Raw genomic sequence first — 20756 nt, 5'->3', positions numbered from 1 at the left:
TTGGAGCTTCGGCTTATACCCTTTTTTTATGATAGAGGATCGTTTCATCAATCCGGTCCAGTACCATAGCATCTATGGTCGGATCAAATTTCCTCGCAAACAACCGGCTGCTGGACTGCAAACTGCTCAGATCAGCCATCGTAAGTACTTTGGGATGTGCGCCGCCATTTGACCTGTCTATATAACGGTAATTATCATTCACAATATGCTCCCTGAAAGGACTGTTCATCAGGATGGTATTTATCAGAAACTCATCAGGCGCCCAGGTGTGTTTGAAAAAGAACCGATGGTTGCTTTCCGCCAGGGATTTGTGCAGGTAAGCAGCTGCAGCAGCACTTAGTGTCCAGTAAGCGGCCAGAGGTCCTCCGTAAAGCTGCACCGGCAACGACAAATTCCTTTCCGGCAGGAGGAGTGAAAGCATATTTTCCAACCGGTGTTTCCCTCTAAAATTATAGTCGATGAGATGATACCGGCTAACCCGCCGTAAAGCCTCATCCCACCAGGGAGAAGGGGGCGTTTCCGAAGCAAGAAAAGAGAGGCCCGGGTGAGCTTCGAAAAATGCGTATATATCACCTGTTGGTTTAATCGGGTAGTCCTGCCCGCTCAGGAGATTGATACAATCGTAGGAACGGCCGCTGGAAAATATGGCATCTAGGGATGCTTCAATAGCCTCCACCTGGCTGAATCCAGCCCAGTTCACATTTTTCCGGCCTGTTACAAACCGGGTATTAGGCAGTGTTGCCAGGTATTCGAAGGGCAAAATATCGACCTTTTTATCCACGTGCACATAAAAATCAAATTGCGGATGATGCAACGTCTTAATCATTCTCGCTGCCAATCCCGGATATCGATGCAGGATAACTATATTGGCCATTCTCATAATAATGCATTCTGTCTTTTACTATGACTATAAATATAGTCTATGTATTAAAAGTACTAAGATTATCTTATAACAAGTATTAGATGAGGGTTTCCGGGGGGAGTTATGCATGAAGCCGGCGCGATAGGGCACTCCTGATAGTTGGTAGGCTACAACAAAACGTTGAGCAAGGCGGCGTGGTAACAGGCACTGGCAATAATAGCATCACGTATTCTCCTGATGGTAAAGAAATGCTCTGTGTATACCATGGCCGCACATCGGAAACGGGTGATAAGCGCGTTGTTTTCATAGATCGGATGAAGATATTGCCCGGTGGGAAATTGGTGGTGCAAGGACCAACAACAATGCCGCAGCTGTTTCCAAGTGGAGTTAAGTAGCATTGTACTTCAGTGCGTGCATAGTAATCCACAAATTGCTAAAAGTTAGCAAAGCAGCATCTGGCAAGGGCAACATTTCAAGCTGTCCCGCCAGGAAGATTATAAGATCGCATAGAACTTGTGTTCTATGCGATCTTATAATCTTCCTATTCAAAACCGGATTGTGTCTACTTTCTTAAGATGGGGTACGCCATTACTATCTTTTCGAAAAAAATAGGCGGAATCTGAAAATGCGGCTTTATAAATAGAGTCTCCTATTTGAATTGATTTAATAGTCTCTCCAAAAGCGGGACAAGGAATTACTTTCGACTGCCCCTTATCTTCTATGATCAGATCATAAGTATCTCTTCCCCTGGACTCATAGGCGGTAATAATACCTGTCAGGCTATTTTCATGAATGATTTTCATTTTTTTTGCAAATCTGACATGCATGCTGACTAAAATAGACCCAATTATAACTACGATAAGCACCCAAATGGATATGCCAATTTTTGTAGCACGATTCAATTTCCATAACAGCATTATTTCATTTTGAAACTAAAAATTCCAATTGCTAAAAGTTAGYAAAGTAGCAGAGGCAACATTCAAGCTTTCCCGCTACGAAGATTAGAAAATCCCATAGAACACAAGTTCTATGGGATTTTCTAATCTTCCTATTCAATACCGGATTGCGTCTACTTTCTTAAGATGGGGTACGCCATTACTATCTTTTCGAAAAAAATAGGCGGAATCTGAAAATGCGGCTTTATAAATCGAATCTCCTATTTGAATTGATTTAATAGTCTCTCCAAAAGTAGGACAATGTATTACTTTTGAACACCCATTATTTTCTATTTTCAGATCATAAGCGTCTCTTCCTGTAAATTCATAGCTGGTAATAATCCCAGTCAGGAGATTTTCATGAATGACTCTCATTTCTTCAGAAGATCTGATGTAGTTTCTGATTAAAATCCCTACGATTATCACTACACCAAGTGCCCAAACAGACAAGCCAATCTTTGTAGTACGATTCAATTTATCCATAGCAGCATTTATTTTTTCCCGAAACTAAAAATTCTTTTTTGTGGAGTAGAATAACTTCCTCCAAGTGTGCCGTTGAAAGGTGAGGAAACACCAGGCCCCACACTTCCGCCCATTTTAATTGTCATCAACGTTGGCCGCCCTTTGTCCATACCAAGATCGACTGATACTCCCAGAGAGCCGCCGATACCGCCCTTCACAGTTGCAGATCCTCCGACCGAAGCGCTCCATCCTTCAAACAGTGAACTATTAAGCCTACTTACGTCTGGTCCCAAATATGTCCCTCTTCCAATACTCAACCCCCAATCTTGCCCCACCGCAAGAGTTCCCCCTCCATTAGTGCTGGAATTAACGTATAAGCCCGGATCTCTTCCTCTAAGCAACAATGTAAAGTTAACATCTTCGCCTAAAAAAATCCCAGAAGACGTCTGAGTTGTAAGATGTAGTGTATAGTAGTCCGGAATAATAACCCGGGCCACCGGAGAGTTCCACCCCTCCGCCAGTTTACCACCGATTTCTTCCGCTTTATCACCAATAGCGTCCATAGTACCAAGGGGATCCAACAGATCAATATCTCCAAACAGTTTACCTATACCGCCATCAGACAAACCTCCGCTAAGCACTTTTCCTCTGTATACTTTGTGATATTCCTCCCGAGTGATGCGACGTTGTCTTAAATATCTTACCACACGCTCATAGTCCTTTTTCGCCTGTTCACCCAGTACGCTGAATGAAAAACGGCTGGTCTTTTCCGCAAATCCGGCACCGGTCTTCATTAAATTATTTTCTGTAACGTTTATCAGTTTTTCGCCGATATACTGATAGGTGTACTGGCCCAACGTCACACTTATATTCTTACCAACATTGTTAAATATTTCTCCGGCAACATTCATTTGGGATGCCGTACTATTCAGCCAAATCAGGGATTTCCCTCTTTGGAACCAATCATCTCCTTTATTACCCAACGGATCCACATAATTAACCGGATTGTTCACGTTCACGTTATAGGGAGAAAGTGAAAGGTATTGCTGATTTTCAGGATCCTGTTGCCACCAACGTCCCACCTGCGGGTCCAGGGTTCTGTAAAATGCGTCATACAACTCAAGGTCAAATTCATTCACCTTTTCAATACCGTTAAACAATTCTCTGTTCTCCAGTCGATTCAACGCCTTACTACTTAACCCCGCAATCTGCAAACCATAAGGATAATAGCTATCTTCCTGTAACAGATGGCCGGTAGTATGTTTTACTACCAGATCATCAAAAAATACATCTGTAGGGCTTTCATTACTTACATACACATACATGAATCCATTTTTGGGGATATCCATCTGCCCCGCCAGTGGTGTTACGGCATCTGGTGTTTGCACTCTTAACGCGCTACCATTGACCAGCTTAAAGCTCTCATCAAACAACACATAATTGAGATACGCTTTAGGCACTGTGGAAGGTGGATTCTGGTTCTGTGTATTGGTAACAAAATTATTGAAGTCATCTTTATTAAGGATAGTACCGTTCGCATTACTTTGCACCAGGTTATTTTTGCCATTCGCTACCACGCCGGCGGGTCCCAGCAAAGTATTGATGAGCTGCTGCACGATATCAGCGGGTATCTGATTAGGTGTATTATTGGATGGTGAATTCTGCTGGTAATAAGACATCACGCCCACTTCCACCTTATCTCCGGCCATTACCCTGATTACTTTCCCAGTGCCTATTTTGCGCTCCGGATCGTTACTGTTTAATTTCACAAATTTCCGGTTAGTACCATTATAGTCATAAAACTTGTGACCAACAGGAATGATATCCACATTTTTGGGGAAACTGAATAGCTCTCTTTCTGGTACTACTGGTGCCGGCTGGGGATTGTCTTCATGGGTGGCTTTATAATACAGCTGGCTGGTCTCATCGGTAATAACAGTCCTTACATTCCCCAGGTGATCTGCTATGAAGTAATCATACACCAGGGTACCATTGGCAGACCGGCGTAAACGCCCTTCAGGCTGAGGTATATAGAGCAATTCATTATCCTTATAAACTGCTCCGTTCAGATAAGCATACGTCACTGTATTCCCCCCATCTTTAATCACTTTTTGCAGTGTATTACCTGCCACATCGTATAAATACTCAACAGATTTATCTGTTCCATCCACCTTTATTATCTCTGGTTTTCCTGATAAATAATTATTGGTAATGGTAATTCCCTTGTTCTTATCTTTTATGAGATTACCAGCTATATCATAAGTGTAATCATCTATCCCCGTTCTACCCTGGTAATTATGGAAATCGCCAAGATGCTTATCTCCCAAAGCATCTGTAACACCTCTTAACTGATTACTCCACTCATTATTCTTATTGTTATAAGTAAGGTCATCTATTGTTGTTTTGGCATTACCAGGTAGCATTCCCTGTTGCTTCATCTTCTTAATATTTCCGTTATCATCGTACTGGGAAATGGTAGTGGAATAATCTGTGGCACCATTATTCCAGTTACCGGAAGTCGATTGCGAGTAGTCTGCTTTGCTTAACCGGTTAGAGTTATCATAGGTATAGCCATAGGCATGCCATTCGTCCGGATTACCTTTCCTTCTCCAGGTTACTCCTGATATATTTCCGGTAAGATCTTTTGTGCTAAATCCATTATCGAAGGAAATCTCCAACCCGAAATAATTTCCGGCAGATTTATCCTTAGCATAATTACTGTTAATCCCTTTCAGTTTGTTATTTAAGGCATAAGTGTAGTTCAACGTCTCCAGATCAGATAGTTGTTTTGTTCTTAACCGGCCCATATTATCATAGGTCATTGCGCTCAATAATTTGGCAGTGCCTGTACCGTTATTGATGATGCGCTGGGCAACCTGAGTCATGTTACCTTTTGCATCAAACTGGTAGGTATTCAGTAAACGCAGGACCGGTGTGCCTGTACTTTGAGGATTTTTATGTAATTCATGACTGGATAACAAATTACTGTTAAAATCATACTGCTGGGTGGTTACGTCTGTTCCGCCACTAATATTGTCGATGAGTGACTGTATTATGCGACCTTTTGCGTCGTAGTAATAAGTATAAGTCATCCACTGCTCCCGGCCCATCACTTTCTGTTTAACACCGGTTAGGCGACCTTGTGTGTTATTGGAGACTGCTGTTGGATCCGCATACAAATTTGCGCCTGCATCTAAGGTATATGAATTATCAAAAGCTTTCAGTCCTTGTCCCTGATAGTTATCATAATAATAAACCACTAATGGTACATAACCAGATACAGATGGCACAGGGTTTTGGACCGTAATGCTTTCTATGGCAGGTGCAGCATTCGGATTTGCTTGTATGATCAGTTCATCATTAATGCTGGTTTCAAATCCATCCAATAACACTACACTCTGCGTGGCTTCATAGGTAGATTGTGTTCCACGCTTATCAAGATAGAGATTAATGGCAGGCGGATTGGAGAAGGTGATAATACTATTTGTAGCCGTTGATTGATTCACCAATGATTGTAAACTTTCTCTTGTTGCAGCAGCATTTTTATAGGAAGCCGACATTGTTTGTCTATCCAACCCATCATAAAAAGTCAATAACCATTCTCCGCGGTCTTTTAACAGAGCATTCTGAAGAAACACGCATCTACCCCTGCTATCATAAACATAAGCAGTAGAAGCGGCGATTCCTGGTTGTTTTAGCGATGTTACCCGACCTTTTTCATCATAAAGATATTTGTAACACAATTCATCCAGTATGGTTTTAGCGGTAGCACCACTAAAATCCCAACTATTATTTGTATCACAGTATTTGACAGCCATAGGAGACAAAACATATCGAACATCTCCCACTTCCCCGTACACATAATACGTTCTTAGTTCTCCAGCTGCTGCGTCAGCTCCCACCTGAACAGTACTCATGATTAAACGTCCCTGCCGGTCATAGTAGGAGTATTGTTTTTGACCATGCTCATTGGTAACGATATTCACATGCAGGGTACCAGCGGCATACAGGCTTGTGCTTACTGGCAGATCATTATCATTACTTCCCACCGTCCATAAGCGTACCGCATCGCTCGCCAGATTAAATCTAGAAGTAGAGCTTCTGCTGATGCCACTTCCTACAAAGCTTTTTCCCGGAGCGAGTCTCAACGCGTATCTGCTTTCCGGAGCCGCCTCTTCTTCCAGCTTCCCATAAAAATAATCTTCCTGATTATTCGTAATTGTGTTGTAGAATTCCGGTTGTTTTGTAGCTGCGTCCGACCTGAAACTACCCACATTATTGTTATCGGTAGCTGCGAGGTAAGACAAATGCTGCACCGGCATACGTCCAAACTCGTCATAAGCATTCACGCCAATCAGGTCTTTATTATCTGTTCCTGCATTCAATATCACATTTTCCACTTGTCTGTTTAGTCCATCCCGGTATGAAATAGTTTTCTGGAAGTCTCTTGTATTGTTCAATGTTAGCAGGGCCGCAGGAGTGGTGACACCGGGCTTCATGACAGCATAGGTAGCTACTTTATTGAAAGTATCACTGCGCAAAGCACTATAATCCGGAATCGGGACCTTTGCTGACGTACCAGTAGACGCATTGGCGGCAGGCGTATTTATCTTATCAGGATCAGCAACAAGTAGCTGAACGCTATTGGAGTAACCGGATTGCTTATCAGCACTGCATTTCCTTCTGTAATAGGTTGTTTTATCCATAGCGGGTGCCTGATAACCGGTAGCGGTGGCACCTGATATGGTTGTCCACTTCATTCCATCTGTAGAACTCTCCCATTGATAAACATATGTCCCATTGCCACCAGTGGCTGCATTACCAGAAAAAGGTACAGGAGAACTCCCCGGCTTAATGGTCTGTGAAGCACTTATCTGTCCTGGGGTCAGCCGGGTGGCAGGCGTGAAGGAAAATACATTGGAATAAGCTGTCTGGTAATAGTCAGATACTCTTCTTCTGAAATACTTCTTCCCGGTTACCAGGTCACTTCCTGCACAGTTGACGCCAGTGGCACCGGCTATATCTAGCCAGATGACACTATCTGTTGACTCTTCCCATTGATAGCTATAAGTATACCTTCCACTGTATACACCCATACCACCAGTAGCCGGCGACAAACTTTTTACCTGAGAATATTCAAATACCTCTCCCATCAAGGTAGATACGTTGTTAGCTCCGATCGTTCCTCCGGCAAGATTAGCTACCACCACGAATTCCCAACAAGCAGTTTGCGGCTCCAGGTTTAGGGAATAATCTGCTCCCACTGTATAATATCCAGAGTTGGCATAAACAATATGTACAACCGCTCCATCTGTGGAAGTTCCGGTAATTTCGCCTCCGGGTGTACTCCAGAAAGTCTTTCCTTTAAATCGATCTACTGGTACACCAAAAGTCACTGTAGATCCTGCCATATAAATACCAGCGTCCGTACACTGCGCATATAATTGATTGCCCGTAAACAAAAGTAACCCGAAGAGGGATACTTTGAGGAACATTATTAATCTTCTCATTCTATGAATGATTTATAGGGTATTTGACGGGGTTCTTATAATTTATAACTGAATTCATAGGCGCGGATAATATTATTATCAGCATCCCTTAAATATTTCKCCCTTCCTAATCCGTCATATTCATAATAGGTTACCATGTTAAAGGCATCGGTAGCAGACGATATATTGCGGGCATCATCATAGGTTTGGGTCACCATTGCTGCATCTACAGGCAACAATCTCAATTCGTCTATATAGCCGGTGCCTTTGATTGTAATAGTAGTGGCAGCAGTAATATTCATCGTGGTTAATGTCCAGCCATTGCGTGTGGCAGCATTGGTTTCATTTTGACGGGTTCCTCCTGTTACAGTAACGGCACCACCTCTTGACCAAAACGACAGGAAGTATTTTTTATCTATGCTTAACCCTGTCTTTTCAACAAGAGATACGGCGGCCAGATTCAGGCAACTATTTCCTGTTATACGGGCCTGGTCTGTAATATAATCTCCTGTACCAACAGGCGTTATCTTCCAGTTACCTTTTGCCTGTTTTTCAAAACTGCTGTATGCTATATCTGAAGGGGCTCCATTCCTTACTTTGGCGATGATCATTTCACCCAGATCATCATAGATGTTGCTTTCCATCCTGCCATTCAGGAGGCTTTCCGAAATATTTCCTCTGTCGTCATACACAAACTGCTCCTGTGGTATAATCAGATTATTATCCCGGATCAATTTCGCTGGATTAAATTCACCGATCACGCTTTTTAATACGGGCGTTTTACTGAACAAACGGTATACTTTATCAGGCTTTACGGTACCATTATTTAAAACCTTTAGATCCGATACTTCCATTGCGAGCAACCGGTCTTCCTTTCCATCCGCAATTTGCCAGGTTTCCGTTGATACTGGTATAGACAATACTGAATCATTATTCAATTTCGTTAAAACACCTGGAATATTGTAGTCGTAAGGATAGTAGATTCTTTTCTCTATTTTCTCATTACTACTATTTAATGTGATCTCCTTCTTCAGGTTATAATTATCATCATAGGTATAGTCCGTCCGTAGCTCAGTGAAATCCGTGCCCCCTGAATAATTTCGTTGCAGCTTGTAACGTAGTTGAGGACGGCCAACCAGTGGATAGATATCAGTAAAAGTTATGATCAGTGCGTCTTTACTAGCGTCCAACCATTGACGGGTCGTAGCCAGTGATCTCTCCACATTAAAAATAACAGAATAGTTGTCTGAGTTATCCAACTGCTTTCCGATGAAATCATACTTGTTATATTCCTCGTTCAGCAATTCATTATTGCTGTTATACACTTTTTTCTTTTTCAACATCCCATACAGGCTATTAATATACCTGTCTTTTCCGGCATATGGGTCGCCTGGGAAAACAATGGAAAAGTCATTATCGGTGGTAAATTCAAATACTGTTTTCCCCCTGTTGGCGGTGGTCGTACCTTCATATTCTATCACCCTGGAGTAGTTATCAGGTAATGGATTTAACCTGTTTGCGCTAAGGCTTGAATTACCAGTATTTATCACATCCTTTGTTACCTTGTCGGGAAAAACTACATCTGCTAAGGCATAATAAAATAAAGTAAGCAGCATGCCATACACCATTCCGGCAGCTTTAAACTGTGTCAATTTATCAACAGGCCTCCCCGTAGCAGGAATTCGCAGCTTTCCAATATCAGGAATTACGCTTGATGCGAGATCGGAAGCCAGGCTGGAGGTAACATAAGTTCCCTTAGTTGGGATTACCATCGTGGTTTTTGTAGTATAGCCATAATCAGGGATCTGATATCCCCAGCCGGAAGAAGTTCCGTCTTCGAGTGTATAATCATATTCTTTGACTACGTCCGGGCTGGCACTGACGCCATCTTTGTAGGTTATCCTTTTTACTCTTACTCCCGCCGTAGACATTGTTGAAGCCCCGACCTTGGCTGTGTTATTCTCATACTCGTAATTTAATGACCCTCCACCCGGATACTGAATACTCTTTAGTAATCCCTGCCTGATCAATAAAGCCGATCCAACATTCCTATTTGCACCTACTGCAATCGACGCTGTGTTTTTGACAATATTATCATCATTATCCCAGTTCTCAAGATCTCCTTTATTATATCCCCAATGATCTGACATCCCCATTAATCGGCCAGGTATACCGTTACCTTCTATGAAATAAGTAAAGAGGAAAGGATTTTCCGCGAGATTATCAATTCCTTTTTTCTGTATACTTTTCAGACATAATCTGGCGTTGGGCAGCTCTCCTGCAGGAAAGGTATAAGTATAATCTCTTAAATTGTTTCTTGAGAAATACTGATAGTTAAACTGATAGGTTATGCTGGCAATTCCATTCCGTTCAATCACTACTTTATCCAGCGCTTTGGTGCCGGGGAGATCTACACGGTTGGCAGCCGTATAGGCAAATTTTATATTGGTATTGTCTGGAAGTGTTATACCTGTAATACGTTTCAGCGTACTCACTATTCGTGATTCCGCCTTCAAATTTATCCTCTCATCGCCACTATTACCAGAGTATTGGGTTTCACCAGCATCTATATCACTCACATAATCGACATTGTAACTGTCATATGTAAAGGTGATTGTTTTGTCAGCACCTGGCGTTTTGATTTCTGTTAGCTGCCAGCTATTCACGGCATAGTAATTACTCACCTTATTCCGCTGAACAGTAATATAAACAGCGAGGCCAGGATTATAGGTAAGGTTTGCCCGTCTTTTACCCGAAACATCAGAAGTAATAATTTTACCTAGTTCTTTTTCACTAAATGTATATTTGGTTCCTGTTTCATCCGTAATAATAAACTTGCTGATACGGGTAAGAATACCGCCAGCACTCATATCTTCCTCTACTTTCTCAATACGGAGCTTTGAATCGTCGAGCGTGTGACAAATCCCCTTTCTGTCAATAACAAAGCGACCACTTCTACCAGCAAACCGAAATACAAATTCATCCTGAACACGGTCTGCTATTACCTCTTCGCTATGCTTATAAAAACCGGAAGAGCCGATATCAAGTGGTGTCCAACCGAAGCCTCTGGGTACAACGTGCCTGCCATAATAAGGTGTATACAAATTTCCGGTGGCATACAATTCCCCACCATCCAGCACGCCTCCTTTCTGGTCATCTGGTTCACCTCTGGTAAGGCGTGTAACAAAGCCTCCGGCATCCAGGCTCCAGCCCAAGCCTACAGCAGCAGCCACCTCATTCACTTTAATACCACTGCCGTCTGTATATTCCAGACTAACTCCAGTATTAAGTTTATCTCCATCACTATAACTATATAAAGGCAAGCGGGCCTGGGCCCTACCAGATGATAAGTCTACCTGGGCATTGACAATACAAGACCATAAAAAAATACAACAAGCAATAGCATACCTGACTGCATGCAGGCTAAACAGACGACGTACTGACATAGGTTCGGGCGTAACAATAAAAAATACAGACTATTATTGGTTTAATACTTTTGCAAGGTAAATGATTTTCAAAAACCGAACTGTATAAAAAGGAAGATGATAAGTTTTTTTCAAATTTACGTCACACAGAAATGTCCATTTTATCTAGATTCAGACTATCGGATTCACAGATACAATAAATAATTTAGCACCACCGGTGCACCTATATACTAAATTTTCAACGAAAAGGCTATCCCGGTTAGTAATAATAATGAGCCAGTGGTGCGAGGCGCCACTGGCTCATTATTATTACTAACCACGCTAACTTTGATTATTATTTAATCCGCTATGCAGGGAACTCCTCCTTCAATTTCTTCAATATCTCCTCATACAATTTAACGTTGTTGAATGCGATTGGCTGAACAGGCAATTTATTTACAGGCAGCTGCATTAACGCGTGAGTAAAGCTTTCAGGGTTTTTGATTCCCCCTTTCTCCCTGACAGATAACCAGGCAAGTATTTCGTAGGTAAAAACAAATTCTTTTACAAAGCTGAATTCCAGCGGAGTTTCTTCACTAAAATCAGCCTGACTCAAATGGTAATCACACATTTCAGACACCATTTTATCTACTTCAGCAAGATCGGTCGTGTTCCATTTGTCCAATGCCTGTTGATAAACGCCAAGTGTACTGGGATACTTATAACTGCTATAATCTGCTCTTATATTGAATGCCTTATTGGCGATTTCTGTAATAAACCAGGCCGCCTTCGCGTAGTTCAATCCTCCTTTAAGAAATTTGGTACTGAGGCCTTTGTTGATAATATCGATTATTTCATGGCTTTTATCATACCATTTCGCTTGCAGGCAATTGGCAAGAAACATGGCCAGATCAGTAAACAGCAATTTAGGTGGGTTACCGGGATACCCCAGGGCAAAGATATCTGCGATGACACTTACATAATAACTGCTGGCAAAGAAAACAGGCTCGGTGGAAAGGTCATTCTCTGCCAATGCCAGGTAAACAAATTTATTTCCGTACCAGTTGTTCAATGTTTTTAAATCAACCATTACGGCTTTCTGCACTTTTGATTCCGTTAGTATAGTTTCAATCTGATTGGATGGTTCTTTAAAATGGAAATCTTCTGCATTGGGTTTACTGAACCATTCTTTTAATTCATTGACAACCTCTTGTACCTTTTGTTCTGTTAATGCCATATAATGATATTTTGAAATTATTTTTTCTCAAAAATGATACGAGTTATTCTTCGGGTTCCGGTGCCGGTGGATCCCATGGTGATACTTCCGGCTCTCCTACTACGCCGGTAGTTCTGTCTACTGGCACGCGATGTACTTCGTAATCAACATTAGGTGCATTTTCTATCCATCTCTGTGCCTGTCTTGCCTGCTGTGGCAGTTCAGGTGGATTAGGAGGAACTCCGTAGCCACGTTCACCGTTGGCAGCCCTTCTAAGCCTGTCTTCCACATATACTTCACCACCTTGTTGCTGTGCTTCACTTAATCGCGAAGTATTCGCTTTTACTTCAATGGCTTTAACATGTCCATTGGTTGGATTTCTTCCAATGATATCTACACCATGACCAGAATTATTCTGTACCTGTAATATTTCAGTGTAACCGTCGGCAATCAATCTTTCCACTACTGCTGCTTCCCCTATATCTCCTATTGCTGAATTTCTAAGTGGTGCAGGATCTTCAAATGCTTCTCCATCAGGGCGGGCTGTTGCTTCATTTTCAGGTGGAGGCCCATCATTTACAGGTGTTTCACCTTCTTCCCGATTACTCCGGCTTTGTTCTTCATTTCCGCCTTTATTACCCTTTTTGGCTTCCTCTGCCGACTTATGCGCAGGCGTAAACCACATCGCAATACCAATATAGTCCATGGCAGTACCCTGTCCGGTAAATATTCGCTGGGCAGATTCGGCAGTACCGGTTTCCATACCTACTACTCCTTTACCAAAATCGCCAACGCCGGCTGACCCGGTTTCACCGTAGGTTTGTGCTACCTGTTGTACGCCTGTAGTAGCTCTTAAACCAGCGCCTAGCCCGGTGGTCCATGAACTTACGAAATTTTTCAACAAGTTACCCGGCAACGATTTGACCAACTGTAAAGCACTGCGCCCCAATCCGCCGATGCCTCCTTCCGCCAATGCAGCCATCCCCCCTTCCATAAAGGCAACACCGCCTCCTACTGCGGCGCCTACCATCGCACCTTCCAGTACTCCGCCAATAAAATTGGCGGCGCCCAGCGATATCGCCTGCCACCAGCTTTTGACATTGGGTGCATACGAAATCTGTTCACCAAAAATATTACAAATCATTTTATGCTCTCCTGTAACGGTAGGTGTTTCAAGGATTTTGAAATCCGCCTTTTCACCTATCCAGATGCGCGCAATAGCGGCTCTTTGTCCGCAGATAAGACTCCCTACCACTGCTCCAAGTACAGCCCCGGCGGCCCCGGCCAAAGCCCCGATGGCAATCAGCGCAGCACCTCCTGTAGCTACTACCGCCACCACTACGATGGCGGCTATCAGGGCCATCAGCCACATCATTTTTTTACAGGCAAAATCAACAAAGCTTTGTGTGCTTTTATCATTTATGGTGATGTATTTATTGCCATCTTTTTTCTTGGTTACTAGCTGAGTACTCTGCATAGGCGCAGGCATCAGGCCCCCACTGCATTGCCAGAACTCTTTTTCTGTAGTTATTTTTGCCCCCATCGCAATAGGTTTAGATATGGATGATTGATCTAAGTTTATATTAATTGGCAGCCTTCATGGTATATTCCATTTTCGAGAAAATAAACTGTGGGTGAGCTATTTCCTCTTTCAACAGATAAGCTTCTTTTAGCCTGCCCGTTTGTGGGTCAATATTATATTTACCCAATTCTGTAAGATGTGGCTTGATATGGCTGGTATCAACATTCTGAAAAGCGCTGTATGCTTTCTTTATCCAGTTGTTGTCCAGGCGTGTAACGGGATAACCTGTTACATCTATTATTACAGAAGACAGGTTGGTCATTGCCGGTAGGGTAACATTAGACCGGATGTTATAACTCCAGTCTACCTGGGCCTGCTGAAAATGATTCCACCTGGTTTCTACAGGCGTATCGCCGGGCAGTTTCCGGCCATATACATGATGAAAGTAGATGCTGAAGAATTCATTGTTTTGAACGGCTGTCACTATTTTTTCGGGAGAAGTAAAGATCTCATCGTTGAGTATAATGATACCTTTTACAGCCTCTACCTGGTTTTCTATCGCCTGCATTTCTGCTTTGGTAGAAGCCCATTTACGCTTAATCAATTCTTCATTCAATACCTTTTTTACTCGTCCGCTCCTATCTATCAATACATGTATTTCATTGTACATCCTGGCAAAAGCCTGGTTCATACGCGCCAGATCTTTCAGTGCAGGGTTATTGGTAGCCAGCAATTCATTATCCAGTGTTATCAGCTCTATTTCGATCAGATCTTCCTCTACTTTTATTACCTGCAGATTCCACCTGATTTCAGTAGTGGTTTTAATAGGCATGGAACCTGCCAATACATCTGCTTTGATCGTAAGTGTGTATTTCTCAGAAAATGGCTTTCTAAAGAAAAGTTGTTTCTCCGGGTTGTTATTACCAAACATGGGCTGGACTTATATTAGTTGATGAAAACGTTTCCTCCGTCCAGTTTGCTTTCACCCTGGATATGGTTGTTTTGTCCGTTCACCTTATTAGAGGTGCCGGTGATAGTATTGTCTTTTCCATGAATACTATTTGTATCGCTTTTGATATCGATCTTATTACCTGATGTGTCAATCACTACATGTGTGGGATCGGCGCCTGTACCGATTTTAATGGAGTTGGAGCCATTAATGACAATATCTTTTGAGTTAATAATCAGTTTCTCAGGGGCATTGATGGTCACATGTTTATTGCCATGCATAATCACCTGGTTGCCGCTGGGATCATTAATGGTAACACTACCGGCGGCATCGTTCATTAGGAAGGAAATACCGCTCCTGGTTTTGAACGCTTTTACATCGTTACCGGCATTACCGAAGCTACTTTTGGCTTTGCCGTTATAGGTAGTTCCCATTACCATAGGTAGTTCCGGGTTACCGCCTTCAAAATCCACTATTACTTCTTCCCCTTTTTCCGGGACCATATAAAATCCTTTATCTCCTCCGCCGTGGGGAGAAATGATCTGTAACCAGGGAGTACTACCCTGTTGCTGCCATTTGAATTTTACTTTTATGCGACCAAGTCCTTTCGGATCGTGGTTATCTACCACTGTTGCACTTTGGGCTTCACAATGTGGAAAGTTTTCAATATCAACGGCAGGAGCGGCTACTTCCGCCGGGATGCCGGTAAATTCATTATGATATTGTCCATTGCCATTGCAATAATGTGTGATGGCTGTAATGAAAAATTCACCGTGATCTTCTTCATTATATACATTTTCTTTTACAGAAACGGTATCGCCTATACGTATCGCAGTATTTTTACTATTGCCTTTCAGGTGTACCATATCTGCCAACCGTCCTTTTTTCTGTCGTGTTAGTAACTGGTCCAGTTCTGCTTTGGCATTCGTAGTGAACGCATAGGTCATTTTAAAAAGAGAAGGCTTATTATATAGTTTTTCGCTGAGTGATTGTACCTGCTGGGTATATGCATCCATATTTCCGGAGGCTTGTTCCTGCGTATTTTTTTGCACTACCTGGTGTTCGCGGTAGTCATAGCCATTGAAGAGCTGGTTATTTGATTTTACCTTTAGTTGCAATTCAAATTCCAACAGGTCTACCATATGCACCAGGTTTATTTTTTTACCTGTGTATTGGCCAAATACGATTTGTTGTCCGTTGTAAAAGAACCATTCCCCAAAACGCTGTGAGAGACGGTGCAGAAAATCAAAATTTGATTCTTTATACTGCACTATATATTTGAGATTAGTAGTTGTTTCAGGAGCCACTTTGGGAGAAGCCGTATACGGCAAACAGGGCTTCAGTGCGGTTTGAGCAATGGCGGACAGCGATTGTGCTTCAAAACATTGTATGTGGGGATCATTGTCCAGGAGGACCGATGGGCCAGATCCGCGAATGATACAAAATCCGTGGGTACCATCATAATCTTTTCCGGCACTGATAGACATCACAATACCATTGAAGATCATCGCTTCCATCTCACTACCCTGCTGAACAGCATTGATAACGATGTTGACTTCTTTGCCGAGAAATGCTTTGCTGGCAGAGAGAATATTCTTGCCTATTTTTAGTAACCAGTCATAACCTATTTTCAATTCAAAGTCATGATGACTATCAAGTGTTTGCTCAAGGCGAAGCGATATGAACTGCTGAAACTGCTGGCCAGCAATAGAGACGGTAGTTAACGTATGGAGTGACATTATCCTGGGTTTTTAATAAAGAATGGCAATTTACTTCCGGGTAACAGGAAAATCAATAAGGCTAATTTAATATATTCTTCAATACAAAAATCCATTAATATCCGGTAAAAATATACTTATTGGGGTATAACCAGAACGCCTATACATAGCAATAAAAATAAATACATTTCAATTTTCATTCCTTTATTCCTGCATTCCAGATAATAGTGAAATCACCAATTCTAAATGCTTCCAGATCTTCCTACACAAGGGTTGAAATAAGACGCAAAAAATCCCATAGAATATAACTTTCTATGGGATTTTTCTACCTGTTTTCAGGTATAATTCTGCAGTACATAATAATATAATAATATGGCCGGCAGTCCTCACTAAACTCCGTTACTTCATTTTTCTTGCCCAGGCTTTCAGATGGTTAATTGCATCATACAACACGCCGGCTTCTCCTCTGAAATCGCCGGAGCCGGATGCTTTGCCGGTACGCACATCATACCATTCATTAAATCCTTTGTTACTGATCACGCGGTCCAGCATCGGGCTCATTTCCGCATAGGCCTCCAGCGGCATACCATTGATAGTCAACGCGGAGATCATACGTCCACCGAACCAGGTCCAGTCGCCCGCATTCTGATAAACATAAGCCGCCATATTAGGAAACACTTCTACCGGGTACGGTGGATAGACTGTCATACCTATAGTAGCGAACGGCTCTTTTTCCGCTGCGGCCAGGAACTGCTGGTTGATCTGCCGGATCTCTTTCTTGTCATGTAATCCGGCCAGGATAGCACAGGCGGTGCCACCGGTGTAAAGTATACCGCGCTCGTTGAAGTCAGGTGCAAACGGGCTCCCATTCAAATAAATATGTGGGATGTATTTGGTGGCACCGGTATCCCACAAATGTTTGCGGATATTTTTTCGGAGAGAAGCAGCTACATTCTTCCAATTGTCCTGCGCAGTATAAGACACAGGTTTTATCGCCAGGAAATCGTTGACAGCCGACAGGAACATGGCGTTATCGTAGATGTCGATACTCCATTTGGTTTTATCATTCAATGCAACGCCCCATCCACTCTCTGGTTGTACGTCGCCCCAATCTATGGTGGTAGCACCTTTAACAAGACCATATTCTTTGGACCAACGTTCTGTCATTACGAAACGCAGCGCAGCTTCCATTCTTTGCAGCACCGTTTGATTGCCTATCTTTTCCTGGAGAATACTTTTATCTCCCGTCACATCGATATACTGTCTGACTGCTTGTATCAGGGATGATTCCTGGTCCGTTTCTACGGTGTTCTTATGGCTGGCCCAGCCTGGAGCCAATTCAGAATAAGCATACTTATAACCGATGTTTGCTTGTTTCTCATTGATAGCTCCATCAGGAACATTACCATCTGCACCTTGTAACTTGAAGAAGAGCAGCAGTGCCTCTTTTACATCCTGACTGCTGCGCACTTTCAGAGAACCTTTGATAAAGGTGTTGAAGTCTCTGATCCAGATCTCGCCATAACCTGTACCTGCGTTGAAGCCGGTCAGCACTTTTAACGCCCACGCCTGTACGGTATCCAAACGGTGGTCGGCCAATATCTGTTTAGCCAATATAGCATTACTGATCTGCGCTGTTTCCACCCTGCCTGGATAGGATAACAACTTCAATTCTCCTTTCTGCGCGTGTGCTGCCATGGCCAATATGAGGCATGGTAGTATAAATAGTCGTTTCATTTGTGGTTTACTTGTCGTGTGTATAAAAAGTAAATTCTTCCATAGTCATAAACGCATTCTTGCCCCAGTTCGTTAGCAATTTAAACCGGTAATACCGGAATGGGGCTGTACCGGCGGGGATGCTGAACACTTCTCCTGCTTTGGCATAAGTTACATCATCATCCGAATTTTGCCCTACAGGCAAACCGGATGGTTTGATGGACTCATAGGCATCGATTTTCGTCCAGCTGCCCCAGCTACCATCTGCTGCAGGCTGATTGCTACCGTATAATTCAAAGGTCTTCACGCTTTCTTTTTCATATAAGCGATCATTGGCCTGCCATACTTTAAAGCGACTGAGTGTAGCCGTTTTACCGCAATCAATAGTGAACCAGCAGGGGATAATTGACTGTGAGGCAAAACCAGGTGGATTGTAATTTTCATCCCACAGATAATTGATCAGCCAGCCGTAGCCGCCATCCTTTACATCGGTAGGCAATTCAAGTACTTTAAAGCCTGCTTTGGGCAGCTCTCTTTCAAATGCCGGCAAAGTAACAGTGCCTGCCTTGGGATAAAAATATTCAAATGCAGTGGAGTCAGGCTTGTATCTTGAGTTGTAGGTCAGCACTGAACTTTCTTTATAATCCGGGAGTACGGTACGTGTTTCGGTAGCAGGTACTGTTATTTTACGGGCAGTTCCATCGGCGCCGGTATAACTCACTTCAATACCTTGTTCGCCCGCAGCAGATGCACCCCAGTTCAGTATCACCTGGTTACCATCAGCAGATTGGGTAAGAGATTGCAAGGTCCGGTTCGTGAGCGTGCTAACATAATTCTGACCAATAGCTACCCCAAAAGCGTTCACCATCACCGACCGGTGGTTTTCCTTATCATAGGTGTAAATGATAAAATTATAATCTCCCTCCTTCAGACCGGGCACCACCACATCAATCGTGTCGACCCCGGTTGTTCGTTTTACAACGCGCTCCAGAGAGTCGTTGTTATTGTTCCAGAAAACTTTCAACTTTGTTACTAACGGATCATTACCCAGTATAACAGAAAGCTGGATCCGGTTGAGGCCCGAGCGTACCAACACCGTATCTGCCCTACCCGGATAAGTGATCTCACCGCCTTTCATATAGTCTCTGTAGGCATCGCCCCTGGTTTTGGTGCAGGATACTATAAAGCCAGTGATGGCGAGTATCCATAAGAAAGTGAAAAATTTAATATCCTTCATGTTGTTTATTTCTTGGTTGACAGATAATTTATTTTGTATCTCCCCACATCATGATCTCGTAAAAATTCACGTAAGTACCGTTAGACCAGTTCTTCAGCGTTTTAAACCGGATATAACGCACCTTGGGTGAATTCAACGGGAAAGTGACCGTCCACCCGGCTAACGCGGCATCTATATCCGCCTGTGAAAGCTGCCCTTCCGGTAACCCGGATGGCTTTACCTGGGTAGTGGTCGCCAGTAATGTCCAGCTATCATCAAAACTTCCATTCGGATTAGGTTTATTGGATCCCCATATTTCCACTACTCTGGGATTATGCAGCGAGTAATAATATTCGGGTCTCATGAACCATACCAGCCGGCTTAGTTTGGCGGTTACACCCATATCATAGGTAAACCACTGGGGCATCCTGGCAGCGTCTCCCGAATGATAAAAACCACTGGTAGTGTTGCCATCAAAAAGACCTGCCACATTACCACCATAACCTAAAGGCGCATCACCCGGCAATATCACTTCTTTCATTTTGTTGCGATCCAGCAGCTCTTCAAATAACGGTGTCAGTTTCACCTGCAGCGTATCGGATAAATTCCCCCACCGGTCGCGGATGTATACGCCGAATTGCGTTTGTACATCCTTCATATTCCGGGTAGAGAAATTTCCCTCTTTGAGATTAGTATACTGAGTAGTTACCGGAGAGAATTGGCCAAGAGAGTCGTTGGCCAGCACCACCAGTGCCAGGTCATCTTCTCCCCCATTGATATATTTTACATTTACACCGCCAAAATCAGGCACCATTATCAATGATCTTCTCACTATCCAGATCGGCGGTTCCAGTGGGTGCACAGTCACTTCAACGGCCGGGGAAACGTTCTCACTTTTATCCACCACATACAACAATACTTTGTAGGTACTGGTATCTCCAAACCCTTCCACCAATAAGCTGTTGTTATAGCGGCTTACTTTGGTTTCGTGTTTTGTCCCTTTCGTTGTCTGGTACAGGGCTTTTACACATAACAGATCAGCATCGGCCGGTAAGGTATAGCTGATCTTCGCTGCGCCATTGAGATTCGTTACGGTTACATTACCAACGATACCCGGAGGTGTGCTGTCTTGTTGAACGGACCTGGGCTCCTCTTTTTTACAGGAGCAGATAGCCAGCAGGGATATTAATATGCTATTGAAATAAGTTCGTTTGTTCATATCAGTGCATTTACGCAGGTACAAATATTTTAACAGAATGAAGCGCTA

General features: G+C 43.0%; 12 protein-coding genes. All 12 read right to left on the bottom strand.

Going from position 1 to position 20756, the window contains the following annotated elements; genetic code table 11:
• Positions 1 to 13: 13 nt before the first annotated feature.
• The 12 genes from AC1DCV_RS01035 to AC1DCV_RS00980 all read right to left on the bottom strand — a co-directional run bounded on the left by AC1DCV_RS01035 (position 14) and on the right by AC1DCV_RS00980 (position 20708).
• The gene (locus AC1DCV_RS01035) at positions 14 to 874 is read right to left on the bottom strand and encodes a beta-1,6-N-acetylglucosaminyltransferase (protein ID WP_477021469.1); all 861 of its coding nucleotides are present in this window, start codon (positions 872 to 874) and stop codon (positions 14 to 16) included.
• A gap of 533 nt (positions 875 to 1407) precedes the next feature.
• Positions 1408 to 1665, bottom strand: a complete 258-nt coding sequence (locus tag AC1DCV_RS01030; RefSeq protein WP_477021468.1) for a hypothetical protein — start codon at positions 1663 to 1665, stop codon at positions 1408 to 1410.
• 249 nt (positions 1666 to 1914) lie between these two features.
• The gene (locus tag AC1DCV_RS01025; RefSeq protein ID WP_477021467.1) at positions 1915 to 2280 is read right to left on the bottom strand and encodes a hypothetical protein; all 366 of its coding nucleotides are present in this window, start codon (positions 2278 to 2280) and stop codon (positions 1915 to 1917) included.
• Between the two features lie 8 nt (positions 2281 to 2288).
• Positions 2289 to 7769, bottom strand: a complete 5481-nt coding sequence (locus AC1DCV_RS01020) for a DUF6443 domain-containing protein (RefSeq protein ID WP_477021466.1) — start codon at positions 7767 to 7769, stop codon at positions 2289 to 2291.
• A 35-nt stretch (positions 7770 to 7804) separates the two neighbouring features.
• Positions 7805 to 11194 (bottom strand): hypothetical protein, encoded by a 3390-nt coding sequence (locus AC1DCV_RS01015; RefSeq protein ID WP_477021465.1) that lies wholly within the window; start codon positions 11192 to 11194, stop codon positions 7805 to 7807.
• A gap of 325 nt (positions 11195 to 11519) precedes the next feature.
• Complete coding sequence (locus AC1DCV_RS01010) at positions 11520 to 12389, bottom strand: hypothetical protein (RefSeq protein WP_477021464.1); 870 nt, start codon at positions 12387 to 12389, stop codon at positions 11520 to 11522.
• Between the two features lie 43 nt (positions 12390 to 12432).
• Complete coding sequence (locus AC1DCV_RS01005) at positions 12433 to 13911, bottom strand: hypothetical protein (RefSeq protein ID WP_477021463.1); 1479 nt, start codon at positions 13909 to 13911, stop codon at positions 12433 to 12435.
• A gap of 40 nt (positions 13912 to 13951) precedes the next feature.
• Positions 13952 to 14821 (bottom strand): hypothetical protein, encoded by an 870-nt coding sequence (locus AC1DCV_RS01000; RefSeq protein WP_477021462.1) that lies wholly within the window; start codon positions 14819 to 14821, stop codon positions 13952 to 13954.
• Between the two features lie 14 nt (positions 14822 to 14835).
• Positions 14836 to 16578: a type VI secretion system Vgr family protein gene (locus AC1DCV_RS00995; RefSeq protein WP_477021461.1), complete on the bottom strand. Its 1743-nt coding sequence runs from the start codon at positions 16576 to 16578 to the stop codon at positions 14836 to 14838.
• A gap of 378 nt (positions 16579 to 16956) precedes the next feature.
• Complete coding sequence (locus AC1DCV_RS00990) at positions 16957 to 18294, bottom strand: glucosidase family protein (protein ID WP_477021460.1); 1338 nt, start codon at positions 18292 to 18294, stop codon at positions 16957 to 16959.
• 7 nt (positions 18295 to 18301) lie between these two features.
• Positions 18302 to 19510, bottom strand: a complete 1209-nt coding sequence (locus tag AC1DCV_RS00985; protein ID WP_477021459.1) for a DUF4998 domain-containing protein — start codon at positions 19508 to 19510, stop codon at positions 18302 to 18304.
• 28 nt (positions 19511 to 19538) lie between these two features.
• A complete protein-coding gene (locus tag AC1DCV_RS00980) occupies positions 19539 to 20708 on the bottom strand; it encodes a DUF5000 domain-containing lipoprotein (RefSeq protein WP_477021458.1) in 1170 nt (389 codons plus the stop codon).
• Positions 20709 to 20756: the final 48 nt, after the last annotated feature.

It is taken from the genome of Chitinophaga sp. 10T418 (assembly GCF_056394125.1).
This window is presented reverse-complemented; position numbering and strand designations above follow the sequence as displayed.

Bases quoted from the DNA above. Each gene is read 5' to 3' on its own strand.
- AC1DCV_RS01035 (WP_477021469.1), bottom strand. From the start codon at position 874: ATGGCCAATATAGTTATCCTGCATCGATATCCGGGATTGGCAGCGAGA.
- AC1DCV_RS01030 (WP_477021468.1), bottom strand. From the start codon at position 1,665: ATGAAAATCATTCATGAAAATAGCCTGACAGGTATTATTACCGCCTAT.
- AC1DCV_RS01025 (WP_477021467.1), bottom strand. From the start codon at position 2,280: ATGGATAAATTGAATCGTACTACAAAGATTGGCTTGTCTGTTTGGGCA.
- AC1DCV_RS01020 (WP_477021466.1), bottom strand. From the start codon at position 7,769: ATGAGAAGATTAATAATGTTCCTCAAAGTATCCCTCTTCGGGTTACTT.
- AC1DCV_RS01010 (WP_477021464.1), bottom strand. From the start codon at position 12,389: ATGGCATTAACAGAACAAAAGGTACAAGAGGTTGTCAATGAATTAAAA.
- AC1DCV_RS01005 (WP_477021463.1), bottom strand. From the start codon at position 13,911: ATGGGGGCAAAAATAACTACAGAAAAAGAGTTCTGGCAATGCAGTGGG.
- AC1DCV_RS01000 (WP_477021462.1), bottom strand. From the start codon at position 14,821: ATGTTTGGTAATAACAACCCGGAGAAACAACTTTTCTTTAGAAAGCCA.
- AC1DCV_RS00995 (WP_477021461.1), bottom strand. From the start codon at position 16,578: ATGTCACTCCATACGTTAACTACCGTCTCTATTGCTGGCCAGCAGTTT.
- AC1DCV_RS00990 (WP_477021460.1), bottom strand. From the start codon at position 18,294: ATGAAACGACTATTTATACTACCATGCCTCATATTGGCCATGGCAGCA.
- AC1DCV_RS00985 (WP_477021459.1), bottom strand. From the start codon at position 19,510: ATGAAGGATATTAAATTTTTCACTTTCTTATGGATACTCGCCATCACT.
- AC1DCV_RS00980 (WP_477021458.1), bottom strand. From the start codon at position 20,708: ATGAACAAACGAACTTATTTCAATAGCATATTAATATCCCTGCTGGCT.